Below are 15,249 nucleotides of genomic sequence, written 5' to 3' on the forward strand. Positions count from 1 at the left end.
CTCAGTCCTTCGCCAGCCCGAACCCGCCGACCGGCTGCGTGACGACATGGCTGTCGAAACCGGCGATGATCGGCCTGGCCTTGGCGATCGCTGCCTGCACCGCCGGCAGAGCGAGCGAAGCCTTGTGGCTTTCTTCCTTGTCCCAGACTTCGGTCACCCAGATCGCATCGGCATCGCCGGGATCGCGAGCGACGATGTAGCTCAGGCAGCCAGGCATGGTGCCGCTGCTCTCCAGAATGTAGCCGATCAGCGCCTCGCGCTCGCCGGGCATGGCCCGCATCTTCCCGATCAATCCGTACATGGCAGGCACCTCCTCGAGTCCGGCCGCAGCCTGCCCTCCGGCCTGATACGGAGCAATCAGCCGTCCTGACCGGACCTGTCAGCAGTGCAGGCTCAACCAAGCGTGCCCAGCGCCCGCAAGGCCTTCAGCGTCTCGCGCAGGCCGCGATGCAACGGCTTGTCCTTGCGCAGGACGAGGCCGAGCGTGCGATGCACCCGCGGCGTCAGGGCGCGCACCACCAGCCCGTCGTTCTCGTCATACACTGCCATGCCCGGGAGGATGGCGCAGCCGAGGCCGGCGCCGACCAGCCGCTTGATCGCCTCGACGCTGCCGAGCGACATCACCGGTTTCAGCGTCACGCCGGCGCGGTCGAACCATTCGTCGGCGATGCGGCGGGTAATGCCGCCCGGCTCGAACAGCAGCACCGGCAGGCGCGCCATCGCCTCGGGCGTCAATCGCGCCGGCAACTCCATGCCGGGCGGCGCGATCACGGCGAACTCGTCCTCCAGCAGCGGCGTGACGTCCAGAGCGCGACCTGCGGCCGGCAGCGAGACCAGGCCGATATCGATCTGATTGTCCTCGATCGCCTTGACGATGTCGGAGGTGTTGCCGGTGCTGACCGTGATTTCCAGTGTCGGGTGTTGCTGGCGCAGTTCGCGCAGTACCGGCGGCAGCAGGAAGATGCAGGCGGTGGCGCCGGTGCCGATCCTCACGCGGCCCATCGCCCCGGTCGCATGGCGCGCCATCGCCTCTTGCGCGGCCGCCACCGCCGCCTCGATCCGGCCGGCATGGTCGAGCAGTTCAGTGCCCGCCAGGGTCGGCTGCGCCCGGCGCCCGACGCGCTCGATCAGCACCGTGCCGAGCCGGCGCTCCAGTTCACGGATCTGCAGGCTGACCGCCGGCTGGCTCAGGCCCAGTCTCTCGGCCGCCGCCGAGAAACTGCCGAGCGCGATCACCTGGCGGAAGCTGTCGAGCTGGTCGAGGCGGAGGTCCCTCATATCAAAGAATTTCTCATGCTCTGCATAACTTCGAGAAGCTTCATTTATGGCACGGCAAAGCGCAAGATCGCCGTGATGACAAGAATCGACTCCTCCCCCTCCACGCCACCCGTCGTCGTCCGCGACGCGGAAGAAGCCGACATGGCTGCGATCCAGGCGATCTACAGCCATCATGTCCTAACCGGCCTCGCCAGCTTCGAGGAGACGCCGCCGAGCGTCGCGGAGATGCTGGCGCGCCGGCGGGCGGTGCTGGCACTCAGCCTGCCCTATCTCGCTGCCGAGCAGGGCGGCCGGATCGTCGGGTACAGTTATGCCAGCAGCTACCGGCCCCGCCCGGCCTACCGCCACACGATCGAGGATTCGGTCTATGTCGCCGAGGGACAGGCCGGGCGCGGCATCGGCGGCGCGCTGCTCGCGGCACTGATCGCCCGCTGCGAGGCCGGCCCGTGGCGGCAGATGCTGGCGGTGATCGGCGACAGCGGCAATGCCGCCTCGATCGCCCTGCATCGCCGTTTCGGCTTCGAGCCAGTCGGCACCTTGCGCTCGGCCGGCTTCAAGTTCGGCCGCTGGGTCGACACTGTCCTGATGCAGCGCAGCCTCGGGCCGGGAGACCAGACACTGCCACAGCCATGGACGGCCGGATCGGCCGGGTGATCTCCCGCCGCACCGTCTTCTGCCTCGGGCTGGCGCAGCTCATTTCCTGGGGCGTGTCCTATTATCTCGTTGGCGCCTTCGGTGAACTGATCGGTAAAGAGCTCGGCTGGTCGCAGGCGATCATCCATGGCGGGCTCTCGGCCGGCCTGCTGGTGATGGGGCTGACCTCCGGCGCGATCGGCCGCCTGATCGACCGCCATGGCGGCCGCACGGTGATGTGCCTGGGATCGCTGCTGACAGCCGCCGGCTGCCTCGGCCTCGCCTTCGCCCATACGATCGCGGCCTATTACGCCGCCTGGCTCTGCCTCGGCCTCGCCATGCGGCTCAGCCTCTATGACGCCGCCTTTGCGGCGCTGGCTCGGATCGGCGGCAGCGCAGCGCGCCGGCCGATCGCCCAGATCACCCTGCTCGGGGGCCTGGCCTCGACCGTGTTCTGGCCGCTCGGCCATGTGCTCGCCGAGCAATTCGGCTGGCGCGGCGCCCTCATCGCCTATGCCGGCTTCGCGCTGCTCACCTTGCCGCTGCACCTGACCTTGCCCACTGTCTCCGCGCGGCCTTCGTCTGACGCGGCTGCCGCGAAGCCCGTCGTCACGCTTGGCCCGGCCGATACGCGCTTCGCCGGCCTGCTCTACGCGTTGATCGTCACCTTCGCCGGCGTGCTCAACGCCGGCATGTCCGCCCATATGATCGGCATTCTCGCCGGGCTCGGACTGCCCGCCGCGGGCGCGGTCTGGATCGGCGCGACCCGCGGCATCGGCCAATCGCTGGCGCGGCTCGGCGAAGTGCTGTTCGGCGCAAAGACCAGCCCGTTCGACCTCAACCTCGTCGCCTGCCTGGTCCTGCCGCTGTGCTTCGTCGTCGGGCTCGCCGGCGGGGCGAGCGCCATCGCGGCACTGGCCTTCGCCTTCTGCTACGGCGCCGGCAACGGTGTGCTGACGATCACGCGCGGCACGCTGCCGCTGATGCTGTTCGATCCGAAGAGCTATGGCGCCTCTGTCGGGCGTTTGCTGGCGCCGGGCTTTTTCCTCTCGGCCGCCTCGCCGCTCGCCTATGCCCTGCTGATCGAGCGCTATGGCGCTGCGGCGGCGCTGATCCTGTCGGGGACGCTGGCGCTGGCCATGCTGGTCTCGGCCATCCTGCTCAGAGCGCGCTTCCACAGCCTGCCACGCTCCTGACAATCTCTGTCAGCACACCTCGCAGGAACAATGCGGCAACATCGGCGGCTGCGTGCTACTCATGCCCGCCTCCCGCCCGGCTGCACTGGCACGAGCCGGCGATTGCCCTATCTCTACGGCTTAGCCCGAACCGGACACCACCATGGCCCGCAAGACCACGCTCGCCGAACAGGCCGCGACGCTGGAAGACATGTTCGACCGCAACCGTGCGGCCGATCCGAACGCCCGCGTCATCTCGGTGCGCGGCGCGCGCGAGCACAATCTCAAGAATGTCGATCTCGCGATTCCGCGCGACAAGCTCGTGGTGTTCACCGGGCTTTCCGGCTCGGGCAAGTCCTCGCTCGCCTTCGACACGATCTATGCGGAGGGCCAGCGCCGCTATGTCGAGTCGCTCTCGGCCTATGCCCGCCAGTTCCTCGAGATGATGCAGAAGCCCGATGTCGACCAGATCGACGGGCTCTCGCCGGCGATCTCGATCGAGCAGAAGACGACGTCGAAGAACCCGCGCTCGACCGTCGGCACCGTCACCGAGATCCACGACTATATGCGCCTGCTCTGGGCGCGCGCCGGCATCCCCTATTCGCCCGCGACCGGCCTGCCGATCGAGAGCCAGACCGTGCAGCAGATGGTCGACCGCCTGGTCGAGCTGCCGGAGAAGACCCGCGGCTACCTGCTGGCGCCCGTCGTGCGCGGCCGCAAGGGCGAGTTCCGCAAGGAGATGGCCGACTGGCTGAAGCGCGGCTTCCAGCGCGTCAAGGTCAATGGCGAGTTCTACGAGATCCCGGACGCACCCGCCCTCGACAAGAAGTTCAAGCACGACATCGACGTGGTGGTCGACCGCATCGTCATCCGGCCCGATCTCGGTGCCCGCCTCGCCGACTCGCTGGAGCAGGCGCTCGACCTCGCCGACGGCATCGCCGTCTTCGAATATGCCGACGAGAAGGAGGAGAACGGCGAAGCCAAGCGCGTCACCTTCTCCTCGAAATTCGCCTGCCCGGTCTCCGGCTTCACCATCCCCGAGATCGAGCCGCGCCTGTTCTCGTTCAACAACCCGTTCGGCGCCTGCCCGGCCTGCGACGGCCTCGGCCACGAGATGCGGATCGATCCCGAGATGATCGTCCCGGATCATTCGCTCAGCCTGAAGAAGGGCGCGATCGCGCCCTGGGCCAAGTCGACCTCGCCCTATTACGGCCAGACGCTCGACGCGCTCGCCAAGCATTTCGGCTTCTCGACCACCAAGCCCTGGAGCGAGCTGCCGCAGAGCGCGCGCGACGCCATCCTGTTCGGCACCGGCACCGAGGCCGTGCGCATGGCTTATAATGACGGCCTGCGCGCCTATGAGGTGAAGAAGCCCTTCGAGGGCGTGATCACCAATATGGAGCGGCGCTGGAAGGAGACCGAGAGCGACTGGGCCCGCGAGGAGATCGGCCGCTTCATGTCGGAGACGCCCTGCGCGGCGTGCAACGGCTTCCGGCTCAAGCCCGAGGCGCTGGCGGTCAAGATCGACATGCGCCATATCGGCGAGATCTCGCAGCTCTCGGTCAAGGACGCGCTCGCCTGGGTCAGCGCCCTGCCCTCGCGCCTGTCGGCGAAGCAGAACGAGATCGCCCCGCGCATCCTCAAGGAAATCCGCGACCGGCTGACCTTCCTGCTCGATGTCGGCCTCGAATACCTGACGCTGGCGCGCGGCTCGCGCACGCTCTCGGGCGGCGAGAGCCAGCGGATCCGCCTCGCCAGCCAGATCGGCTCCGGCCTCACCGGCGTGCTCTATGTGCTGGACGAGCCCTCGATCGGCCTGCACCAGCGCGACAATGAGCGCCTGCTCGGCACGCTGCGCCGCCTGCGCGACCTCGGCAACACCGTGATCGTGGTCGAGCATGACGAGGACGCGATCCTCACCGCCGACTATGTCGTCGATGTCGGCCCCGGCGCCGGCATCCATGGCGGCGAGATCGTCTCGAAGGGCACCCCGCAGGACATCCTCGCCGACCCGAACTCGCTCACCGGCAAGTACCTCACCGGCGAGATGAGCGTGCCGGTGCCGCTGAAGCGCCGCAAGCCGCAGAAGGGCCGGAGCCTGAAGATCGTCGGCGCCCGCGGCAACAACCTCAAGGACGTCACGGTCGACATCCCGCTCGGCCTGTTCACCTGCATCACCGGCGTCTCGGGCGGCGGCAAGTCGACGCTGGTCATCGACACGCTCTACAAGGCGATCGCGCGCAAGCTCAACGGCTCGATCGAGCACCCCGCCCCGCATGAGCGCATCGAGGGCATGGAGCATCTCGACAAGGTCATCGACATCGACCAGTCGCCGATCGGCCGCACCCCGCGCTCGAACCCGGCGACCTATACCGGCGCCTTCACGCCGATCCGCGAATGGTTCGCCGGCCTGCCCGAGGCCAAGGCGCGCGGCTACCAGGCCGGGCGCTTCTCGTTCAACGTCAAGGGCGGCCGCTGCGAGGCCTGCCAGGGCGACGGCGTCATCAAGATCGAGATGCACTTCCTGCCCGACGTCTACGTCACCTGCGATGTCTGCAAGGGCAAGCGCTATGACCGCGAGACGCTCGAGGTGAAATACCGCGACCGCTCGATCGCCGACGTGCTCGACATGACGGTCGAGGAGGCCAAGGACCTATTCAAGGCCGTGCCCTCGATCCGCGACAAGATGGTGACGCTCGCCCGCGTCGGGCTCGACTATGTCAAGGTCGGCCAGCAGGCGACGACGCTCTCGGGCGGCGAGGCGCAGCGCGTCAAGCTCTCCAAGGAGCTCTCAAAGCGCGCCACCGGCCGCACCCTCTACATCCTCGACGAGCCGACCACCGGCCTGCACTTCCACGACGTCGCCAAGCTGATGGAGGTGCTGCACGAACTGGTCGAGCAGGGCAATTCCGTGGTGGTGATCGAGCACAATCTCGAAGTGATCAAGACCGCCGACTGGATCATCGACATGGGCCCTGAAGGCGGCGACGGCGGCGGCGAGGTCGTGGCGCAAGGCACGCCGGAGGATGTGGTCCGCATCGGCAAGGGCCACACCGCGCGCTTCCTCAAGGAAGTGCTGGAGCGGCGGCCGTTAAAGGGCAAGGGGGCGCGGGAGGCGGCGGAGTAGAGGCGCGTATTGCGCTAGAAGGCAATATCTAAATCAGCGGATATCAACCCCATCTCTATAATGATGAACGCATCATCTGGCATTCGAACTCGGTAAGACCATTGGAAATATAATTTTCATCATCGATACTCCTTAGAATCGAAACTGCCTCATCAACATCTTGGGCTGCTGAAAAATAATGCTGAACCTTCATCCCAAGCGGAATCGGTATTCCGATTTCCTCAAGGCCTTTAACATGCCTTGGCAAATAATGACTCTCGATGATATCCGCCATTGTTGAATAATCAACACTAGGACGATCAAATCTGGGTGAATAATAATTCACTAGTACTTGCAACGCTGATAGAACAGATGGGATATAAAAATCCACATCTCTTATTGCCTTAAGCGCTCGATCAATCTCACGCTGAACTACCTCCTTTTCTAAAGGAGCGATTATTCCATTTAAATAGCTACGCACCCTTCCACCCGAACCCAGCATTCGAAACGCATAAAATGCTGCTTGGGCGCCAGAAACAATTGAGGAACCTTTTGCGAAAGGTCGCCATCCCATCGCAAGGGTCGTCGACAGCTCTTGATAATCAACACGCCCCGACCAGAGCACCAGCTGATCATTGTCCTGAAGCTTAGATTTTACAGCTTCCGCTGCAAGACGGATGGAGGAAATAGGAAACGTCGCTAGCCTCTCGATAACATCTGCCGGCAAATCAAGATCTTCCTCCAGCTGCACTCGCCGGTCGCGCAAAGACTCATCGTGCGCGAAACCATCAACGCCGATTAGAAAATCATCACTAAGATCCACCGGGTCGGAGAGACTCGGAATCTCCAAATGGTAAGCCTCCGGATCAGGGGCTTCATTGAATATAAATACGTTTCCAACCATATATCTTCCGAATCTACCTGCCCTTCCAGAGATATTTTTATAAGAAAAATAGTCAAAATTGGTCGATCTTATCTTATTGTCAAAAATAAAAACATTCTCGGCCTTCGTATTTACACCCTCAATTAGCGTCGAAGTACAAAGCAGAACCTCTAAATCTTTATCCTCGAAAGCCCGAAGAACCTGCTGCGAAACGCTGCGCGGCATCGCACCATGGTGCATGCCGATCCCCCCTTCTAGCGCCCTCGCGACGATCCAGTCCGGATGATAATGCTCCGCAAGCCAGGCCCCCAATCTCTTGCAATAGGGAGCTCGACGACCAACACCTTCGTGGCCAAGACTATCGGCAAGCTGCCGAGCGGAAGCAGGCGACTTACAAAATACCAGAGATTTCTCCGATGCACGCTCCCTGAGCAGCCCACCCAATCGCTTACGTTTGGAAGTCTCACCGCTAAAATCGTGGATAACCGTCGCCACTGTCGTCGCATGAGAGTCTATACGAACAGCGGAAATCTTGCGGAGATCAACATCATACTCAATATTCGGTCCAAGCAAAAATATCTGCTTGGCACGTGGAGCGTACCTGCTAAATATGATATTTAAACATCTGCTTCTAGTATCATCAATTTTTGCATTCAGCTTATAGAATTCATCAATAATAAGCAAATCTATATTATCGATATCACCCCTGTCTCTAAGCCTTTCTTGAGTCAAAATAAGTATATTTCCGCGATTAATATCTACCTCCTGATCATTTCTATATATAATTTTATAGTAATGTCCAAAATTTTTGTCCAACCTGCGCCGCTGCTCATCTAACAAAGACAACGTCGGAACAACGAGCACAACAGATTTGGGCTGACGTACATCAATTAGATTGTCTATCAGGAATGATTTCCCAAAACTCGTTGGGGCGCTTAGGACAAGATTTTTGCCTGACGCCAGCACATCGAAGGCATGCGCTTGCTCCCGGTGAAATAGGTACTTCGAAGCCAGTCGACCAACAGGCCTGAAACTTTCTCTTGCAACAGCATCCTGCCAATCGAGCTCGACGCTCTCAAGGTAGGGGAAAAGCCCCACCTCTCGTAGCAAACCCTGTGTTGCCGGGAGCAACCCCTCCAACGCTGGAGTATCAAGCACGCCGGCATGGAGCGAGATAATATGCTGATTAAGCCACCCCTCAGCAGCGCCGTGTTCCAATATGTAGCGGCCAATCGCCGAAATTTTTCGAAATGCCCCACTAAGATCAAGCCCTTCACTCGCGAGAATCCTTTCGAGTTGCTGGCGTCTCATGATCTATAGAACCCCAATCTCCTATTGAACTCATCCTGAAGTAATTTTTTCGAATTCATAGGAAGCATGATCTTTACAATACAAACTTCAATTGAAGATCCTCGAATTATATCGTCTATCAAAAATAGCTCTTTTTCGAGCTGATCCAAGTATGTCTTATCGTTCTCGAACGATGCGCACGGAGCGCTATCGTAGCATATTATTACAGGCACAACGATTCGATCGAATATCTCATCAAGCGGGGTATCAACATCAAACATCCATAAGAGCTTTTCATAACCCGGAGTTTGAGGAGATATCTTTCCTCCGAGCATTATCTTTTCACTCTTCAAGAACCCTCTATCTAAATGAGATTGGATTGACTTGATGGCGGCGGCAGCGGCTCGCTTACCATCTTGATAAAATTTTGCTTCTCCGAGCCAAATCTCAATTTTTTCATCGTGAGAAACGCGGACGTGCGCTAAATCGAAGCCTTTAACTACTTCATTTGACGAAGTTTTATAGAATAATTTTGAAACAGCGGGAAAAGTCCCAAAGAACTGCCTGCAACAAATGTGGAGCAATAACTCTCCTAACTCCCCTCGACTTGGGCCCGCTCTCTCAGCGTAGAGATGCTCGATAGCGCGTTCCATTAAACGTCTGACCTCAGACGTATTCTCGATGCGGTCCGGCAAATCATCAGGTCGAAACGAAAATTCCGGCAGCCAATCTGTAAGGTGCGCTGCAAGCCGATCGAACCGCCATCTCTTATTGTCGAATAACGGACAAGGAACCAGCAGTTCTCGAGCCGAAATCGCACCTGATTCGCGCTTAACAAGCAGTGGTGATGGCAGCGGGTACATTGAGATAGGGATTCGCCGTCTCTACGAGTGTGCGCCACGATATACCAAAGCGCGCATGCCACAATGATAGGCACACGTAACGAGATACGTTCTTTTCTCTCGATACCATTGCGTAGCTCGGGAGATTGAACTTATCCCCGCTCCCAAAACCTCCCGTATGATCCCCTCGCCCATCACCCATACGGGGCGGCCGTCCGGAGGTATGCCAGAGGCTGGGTGAGGGTCGGCGCCTGCGGGCGGGGGTTACGCCCCGCTCCCGGGAGGCTTCGGGGCACCGCCCTGGGGGCACTACGACCCCTGTGCGAGGAGCTCGCTAGATGGACGGCCCGCCAGGCGCCGCCCTGTTCACATGCCGGCGCGACCACCCGTTGAGGGGCACTGGCGCCGGCCGGAGCGGGACGACCGGCAGGCCAACCGCAGAAGCGCGGCCCGAAGACTGAAAGAGCCGAAGGCGGAGCGCCACGGGGCGCGCGGATGAGGCTTCATCCGCGCCGCTTCCTGGCTCAACGGAAGCGGATGCCACTCGACGCGCCTCGCGGCGCTCCGCCAGCCCCGTATTTTAAGGCGCCCGCAGGCAGGCCTGCGGGCGGGGGTTGGCGCGTGGCCGACGGAAGGGCGCGGGAGGCCTGGGGTCAGCGGCCGAAGGCCCGGCGCAGGACCGCCTCGTTCTCTTCCTGCCGCTTCCTGTCCTCGTCGGCCCGTCGGGTCTCCTCCTCCAGCGCCCGCTTCTGCGCGACCTCCCGCGCGCGGCGGTCTTCGAGGGCCTTGGCACGGGCCAGTCTCGCTTGACCCTGCCCGTCCAGCTGCCAGAGCCCGGCGAGATTGGCGCCGGCAGCGGCGATGCCGGCCAGCAGGACGGCGATCTGGAGCCGCTGGAAGAGCGGGAGCGTCTGCGGATCGTCGCCCATGGCCACGACCTGCGCGGGGCGGCGGTCAGAGCCGTCGGGGACGATCCCGATCGCCTTCCCCGCCGGCCGGTCGCGGAAGGCGAGCCACCGGCGCGTCACCGCCCGGCGCAGCTGCTGGCGATCGGCCGCGACCAGCTCGTGGTGGAGCGCGACCTGCACGGTGTCGCCATGGGGAATGAAGTTGCCGTTCCAGCCGGGGCCGCGCAGCCAGAACGATTTGACATGGAGCATGGCGTCGTAGAACCGCCGGGAGACCACGATCACGGTGACGTCGGCATGGAGCGCGCGCCGATACATCAGCGTCGAGCCGCTGGAGAACAGCCAGACGGGATTGAACAGCCTGGTGACGATATCGGCCCTCTCGACGGCCTGCACCTCGTGCCAGGGGATCAGGACCTGCCTGACCCAGCGGTGCTGAATGCCGGCCGGCGAGAGGGTGAAGACCGGCTTGCCGGGGCGGTAGCGCGCCCGCAGCGCCACCACGATGACGCCGAGGCCCAGCGCCAGGGCCAGGGCGATGAAGGCAAAGTGGCCTCGCGACGCAGGCTTGTCGTCGGCATCGGCGAGGACGAACAGGGCGAGCCCGATGACGATCAGCAGCAGGCCGGTCGGCAGCAGCCGGGCGACGCTGGTCGTCATGCGGTATTCCAGCGTCCTGCGGAGATCCTGACCCTCGTCGTCCACGGCTGCCCCCGGCTGCGACAATGAGCGCGAGCCGCCCCATGCCGGCGGAGCAGCCCCGCCAGACTGGCCGAACGCGTCGGCGCCGGCAAGGCGGGCCGGAGCGGCGGGCGCTGGGCCGCAGGAGGAGCCAGCCGCGCCCTTGCGTCGCACGGCTTTGTGAGGGTCTTGTTTACGCCTTGTTAAACCCGGCACTTTCATCCCTGCGATGCAAACAGGAGATGACCCGATGATCAGACTGGCCCCTCTGGCTGCACTCAGCCTTCTTTCGGCAACGGCCTCGGCTTTCGCCGCCCCGGCGCAGCCACTCGGCCAGTTCAAGCAGTGGAACGCGGCGGCCTATGACAATGCGAATGGCAAGCGTTGCTATATCGTCTCCTCGCCGACCGCCGAGACACCTGCGACGTTGCGTCATGGCGACGTGTTCTTCTTCGTTCAGACCGCACCGAACGCGCAAGCCCGCACCGAGTCGAGCTTCCAGACCGGCTATGATTTCGCCAAGGATTCGACCGTCACCGTGACGATCGGCGACGAGACGTTCCGCATGCTGACCTCGGGCAACAATGCCTGGCTGCAGCGGCTGGAGCGCGAGGGCGAGCTGCTCGCGGCGATGAAGGCCGGCGATGAGATGGTGCTGGCGGCGCGCTCGGCCCGCGGCAACGAGACCAGCTACACCTTCTCGCTCGACGGCGTGACCGCGGCGTCGCGGCTGCTGGAGCGCTGCGGCTGACGCGCGGCTACAGGACGCCGTGGCGCTCGAAGACCGAGCGCAGGCTGTTGCCGGCGAGCAGTTCCTCGCGGGTCGTATCCTCGGCCTCGATCTTGGCCAGCGCCCGCCGGATCGCCTCGGGCGCGATCGCGCGGGGCACGATGACGACGCCGTCGACGTCGCCGAAGATGAAATCGCCCGGCGCGACGCGGGCGCCGCCGAGCTCGACAGGCTCGTCGGCGGCCATCATCTCGGCCCGGCCCTTGGTGTCGAGCGGGCCGATGCCGCCATGGAAGACCGGGAAGCCGAGCTCGCGGATGCGGCGGACATCGCGCACCAGCCCGTCGGTGAGGCAGCCGGCGGCGCCTCTCACCATCGAGGCGGTGGTGAGCAGTTCGCCCCAGGGGGCGATCCGGTCGGTCGGCCCGTCGCAGGCGAGCACGGGGATCTCGCCGGGCTTGAGGCTGTCGATCAGGTCCATCTCGAGGGCGTAAGGGTTATGGCCCTCGGGGAGATGGTAGCGTTTCATGTAAAGCCCGGTACGGGCAAAGCCGCAGAGCACGCTGGCCTCGTCGAGCGGGCGCACGAAGGGCTTCACCGCCTGGTCGGGATGGCCGAGCTCGTCGAGCACATCGGAGAGCACCGCTGCATAGAGCCGGCCCTTCAGCTCGGCGAGATCGAGTTCCCTGGCCAGATCCGGCATGCGCGCTTCCCCTCTCCTCATTATAGGGGAAGCTTCCGGGCGCGCCGGCGGCGGGTCAAGCCGTCGCCGCTGCGTGGGGCGCGGTACAGCGCTGCGATTCAGGAGCGGGGCGAGAGGAGCGCCGCATGCAACAGCAGATAGAGCAACAGCCCGTTGAGCAGGTGCCAGCCCCAGTGCAAGCCGAATGGCACCGCGCTGCACAGGACGGAGTCGAGTGAGCGGAAGCTCAGTGACAGGGCGAAGACGAGGCTGGCGACGGCCATACGCCCACCCGTAGCAGCATCTCCGCGCCCCCTCGCCGCAAGCGCCACACCAAAGAGGCCGATGAGAAAGCCGGCATAACCGGCCGAACCGCGCATGCCGGCCGGCAGCAATGGCGCAACGCCGGAAGCAAGGCCGAAGCAGGCGCCGAGGAAGAGCAGCGCGCCGATCGCCGCCAGCAATGGCGACAGCCCGAGAAACCGGTTGAGCGCCAGCCCGAAATAGCAGAGCGCGAAAAGCTGGATCGGCACGACATCGGCCAGCAGCGTCCAGCGCTGCGGCATGGTGTGGAACAGGAAGGAGCCGACGCCGATGATCCCGACCAGTATCGTCAGCGCTTCGACCGGCCGGTCGCGATGACCCTGCCGGCGCAGCATGAGGAATGCCGCCAGCGCCGCCAGCAGGAAGGCCGCATTGCTGATCGCATTGAGCGGTTCGGCCCAGAAGGCTCCGCCCAGCCGCTCGCAATAGCCCGCGCCCTGCATGCCCTGTCCCGCGCCCGCTCGAATCGTCGAATCATGCCACCGGCCTCATGCCGACGCATGACACGAGCCGGCCGAACCGGGCGGAATTTTCTTCGAATCCAGCCATGGTGAACAGCGCGTTACGCAGCCCCCCGGCTTGGCAACCGATATTGCAGCGCAAACTGCATGCCCCATCGCACCGATTCTGCATAGATCCGCGCCATATCTTGAGCGGACGCCAGCGCGCGCCAGTGAACGCCTAAACATTAGGCCAAATTTTCACTGTTCTGACAAAATCGTTAAGCGCTCTGCGCGGGTCTGGCGCCGTTTCCAAACGATCTCTTAATTCGCCATGCGTCGAAAGCATAACAGAGCTGACGCCGCGCACCTGTGAGAGGCACCCTGATCGCTCTATATGCAGTGCACAACGAATTCATCGCTGTCGGGGCTAAGCCCCGCAAAACCAAAAGGTTATCACCATGTTCCTGACCATGATCGCTGCCAAGATTCGCGCCTATCTTCGCTATCGCGAGACCGTCCGCGAGCTGTCCCGCCTGACCGACCGTGAGCTCGACGATCTCGGCCTGTCGCGCTCGGACATCCAGTACGTCGCCCGCACCCACGCGGCCTGATTTCTGACCGCCTGGGTTAGACGAGTAGTTTCTCCTAGACTCCGCGTTCCTCCCCTCGGGGTCTGGTCGAAGAGCGAATGCCCGCTTCCGAGCGGGCATTTTGCGTTTCTGGGCCTGGATTCAGCCCAGCGCCCTTGACCTTCCGCGCCGCCGCGGACACATCGCGACCATGACAATCGCACCCATCCACGTCGTCGGCGGCGGCCTCGCCGGTTCGGAAGCCACCTGGCAGATCGCTGAGGCCGGCGTTCCGGTCGTCCTGCATGAAATGCGTCCGATGCGCGGCACCGACGCCCACAAGACGGAAGGGCTGGCCGAGCTGGTCTGCTCCAACTCCTTCCGCTCGGACGATTCGTCCTCCAACGCCGTCGGCCAGCTGCATTGGGAGATGCGCCGGCTCGGCTCGCTGATCATGGCGAAGGGTGACACCCACCAGGTTCCGGCCGGCGGGGCGCTCGCGGTCGACCGCGACGGTTTCTCGCAGGCCGTCACCGCGGCACTGGAAGCCCATCCCAATGTCACGATCGAACGTGGCGAGATCGCCGGCCTGCCACCGGCCGATTGGGACAAGGTCATTGTCGCGACCGGCCCGTTGACCTCGCCGGCGCTGGCGGAGGGCATCCGCTCACTCACCGGCACGGGGGAGCTCGCCTTCTTCGACGCGATCGCACCGATCGTCCATTTCGATTCGATCGACATGGACGTCGCCTGGTTCCAGTCGCGCTATGACAAGGCGGGCCCAGGCGGCACCGGCGCCGACTACATCAACTGCCCACTCGACCGCGACCGGTACGAGGCCTTCATCGACGCGCTGCTCGCGGCGGAGAAGACCGAGTTCAAGGAGTGGGAGGGCACGCCCTATTTCGACGGCTGCCTGCCGATCGAGGTGATGGCCGAGCGCGGCCGCGAGACGCTGCGCTGGGGGCCGATGAAGCCGGTCGGCCTGACCAACAAGCACAATCCGACGGTGAAGGCCTATGCCGTCGTCCAGCTCCGCCAGGACAATGCGCTGGGCACGCTGTTCAACATGACGGGCTTCCAGACCAAGCTGAAATACGGAGAGCAGGCCGCGATCTTCCGGATGATCCCCGGGCTGGAGAATGCCGAGTTCGCCCGGCTCGGCGGCATCCACCGCAACACCTATCTCAACTCGCCGGAACTGCTCGATCCGCAATTGCGGCTGAAGGCCGATCCGCGCCTGCGCTTCGCCGGGCAGATTACCGGCTGCGAGGGCTATGTCGAGAGCGCCGCGATCGGGCTGCTGACGGGCAGGCTCGCCGCGGCCGAGCGGCTCGGCCTGCCGCTGGAGCTGCCACCAGCGACGACGGCGCTGGGCGCGCTGGTCAACCACATCACCGGGGGTCATATCGTCACCATCGACGAAGGCCCGCGCTCCTTCCAGCCGATGAACATCAATTTCGGCCTGTTCCCCCACATCGAGGGCGTGGCGACCACGGGTCCGGACGGCAAGCGCCTGAAGGGCCCGGCCAAGAGCCTCGCCCGCAAGCAGGCGCTGACGGCGCGGGCGAAGATCGAGATGGATGGCTGGGTTGGGGCTAAGAGCGTAGAGGCGGCGGAATAACTGCCGTCATTCTCGGGCGGAGCGAAGCGCAGATCCGAGAATCTCATGACAAGACGGCACCGATCAGAGCCTCTTTCTGCC

General features: G+C 63.4%; 13 protein-coding genes. 6 read left to right on the forward strand and 7 right to left on the reverse strand.

Going from position 1 to position 15,249, the window contains the following annotated elements; translation table 11 throughout:
* Position 1: 1 nt before the first annotated feature.
* Together V7S63_RS03865 and V7S63_RS03870 are read right to left on the reverse strand one after the other, a co-directional pair.
* The gene (locus V7S63_RS03865; RefSeq protein ID WP_336529256.1) at positions 2-301 is read right to left on the reverse strand and encodes a putative quinol monooxygenase; all 300 of its coding nucleotides are present in this window, start codon (positions 299-301) and stop codon (positions 2-4) included.
* A 92-nt stretch (positions 302-393) separates the two neighbouring features.
* Positions 394-1,278, reverse strand: coding sequence for a LysR family transcriptional regulator (locus tag V7S63_RS03870; protein ID WP_336529257.1), 885 nt, complete (start codon positions 1,276-1,278; stop codon positions 394-396).
* Positions 1,279-1,353: 75 nt separating this feature from the next.
* Here V7S63_RS03870 and V7S63_RS03875 point away from each other — a divergent pair, with 75 nt between their 5' ends.
* The 3 genes from V7S63_RS03875 to uvrA all read left to right on the forward strand — a co-directional run bounded on the left by V7S63_RS03875 (position 1,354) and on the right by uvrA (position 6,213).
* The gene (locus tag V7S63_RS03875; RefSeq protein WP_336529258.1) at positions 1,354-1,932 is read left to right on the forward strand and encodes a GNAT family N-acetyltransferase; all 579 of its coding nucleotides are present in this window, start codon (positions 1,354-1,356) and stop codon (positions 1,930-1,932) included.
* Positions 1,929-3,107: an MFS transporter gene (locus V7S63_RS03880; protein ID WP_336529259.1), complete on the forward strand. Its 1,179-nt coding sequence runs from the start codon at positions 1,929-1,931 to the stop codon at positions 3,105-3,107. Before V7S63_RS03875 ends, V7S63_RS03880 begins: the two co-directional genes overlap by 4 nt.
* A 190-nt stretch (positions 3,108-3,297) precedes the next feature.
* Positions 3,298-6,213 (forward strand): excinuclease ABC subunit UvrA, encoded by a 2,916-nt coding sequence (uvrA, locus tag V7S63_RS03885; RefSeq protein ID WP_336529661.1) that lies wholly within the window; start codon positions 3,298-3,300, stop codon positions 6,211-6,213.
* Positions 6,214-6,268: 55 nt separating this feature from the next.
* Here uvrA and V7S63_RS03890 read toward each other — a convergent pair whose 3' ends face one another.
* The 3 genes from V7S63_RS03890 to V7S63_RS03900 all read right to left on the reverse strand — a co-directional run bounded on the left by V7S63_RS03890 (position 6,269) and on the right by V7S63_RS03900 (position 10,775).
* The gene (locus V7S63_RS03890) at positions 6,269-8,386 is read right to left on the reverse strand and encodes a DEAD/DEAH box helicase (protein WP_336529260.1); all 2,118 of its coding nucleotides are present in this window, start codon (positions 8,384-8,386) and stop codon (positions 6,269-6,271) included.
* Complete coding sequence (locus V7S63_RS03895; protein WP_336529261.1) at positions 8,383-9,228, reverse strand: HamA C-terminal domain-containing protein; 846 nt, start codon at positions 9,226-9,228, stop codon at positions 8,383-8,385. Before V7S63_RS03895 ends, V7S63_RS03890 begins: the two co-directional genes overlap by 4 nt.
* 632 nt (positions 9,229-9,860) lie before the next feature.
* The gene (locus V7S63_RS03900) at positions 9,861-10,775 is read right to left on the reverse strand and encodes a hypothetical protein (protein WP_336529262.1); all 915 of its coding nucleotides are present in this window, start codon (positions 10,773-10,775) and stop codon (positions 9,861-9,863) included.
* A 271-nt stretch (positions 10,776-11,046) separates the two neighbouring features.
* Here V7S63_RS03900 and V7S63_RS03905 point away from each other — a divergent pair, with 271 nt between their 5' ends.
* Positions 11,047-11,547 carry an invasion associated locus B family protein gene (locus V7S63_RS03905; protein WP_336529263.1) on the forward strand — a complete coding sequence of 167 codons (501 nt, stop codon included), beginning with the start codon at positions 11,047-11,049 and terminating at the stop codon, positions 11,545-11,547.
* A 7-nt stretch (positions 11,548-11,554) separates the two neighbouring features.
* Here the strand turns inward: V7S63_RS03905 and V7S63_RS03910 are convergent, their stop codons facing one another.
* The gene (locus V7S63_RS03910; protein WP_336529264.1) at positions 11,555-12,229 is read right to left on the reverse strand and encodes an RraA family protein; all 675 of its coding nucleotides are present in this window, start codon (positions 12,227-12,229) and stop codon (positions 11,555-11,557) included.
* A 98-nt stretch (positions 12,230-12,327) separates the two neighbouring features.
* Positions 12,328-12,975 (reverse strand): ceramidase domain-containing protein, encoded by a 648-nt coding sequence (locus V7S63_RS03915; protein ID WP_336529265.1) that lies wholly within the window; start codon positions 12,973-12,975, stop codon positions 12,328-12,330.
* A gap of 458 nt (positions 12,976-13,433) precedes the next feature.
* Between V7S63_RS03915 and V7S63_RS03920 the strand changes: the two genes are divergently transcribed.
* Positions 13,434-13,586, forward strand: coding sequence for a DUF1127 domain-containing protein (locus tag V7S63_RS03920; protein WP_091829925.1), 153 nt, complete (start codon positions 13,434-13,436; stop codon positions 13,584-13,586).
* A gap of 169 nt (positions 13,587-13,755) precedes the next feature.
* Complete coding sequence (gene trmFO / locus V7S63_RS03925; protein WP_336529266.1) at positions 13,756-15,168, forward strand: methylenetetrahydrofolate--tRNA-(uracil(54)-C(5))-methyltransferase (FADH(2)-oxidizing) TrmFO; 1,413 nt, start codon at positions 13,756-13,758, stop codon at positions 15,166-15,168.
* The last annotated feature ends 81 nt before the right edge of the window (positions 15,169-15,249 follow it).

This window comes from Allobosea sp. CCNWLY174, from assembly GCF_037120455.1.
GTDB classification, from domain to species: domain Bacteria; phylum Pseudomonadota; class Alphaproteobacteria; order Rhizobiales; family Beijerinckiaceae; genus Allobosea; species Allobosea lupini.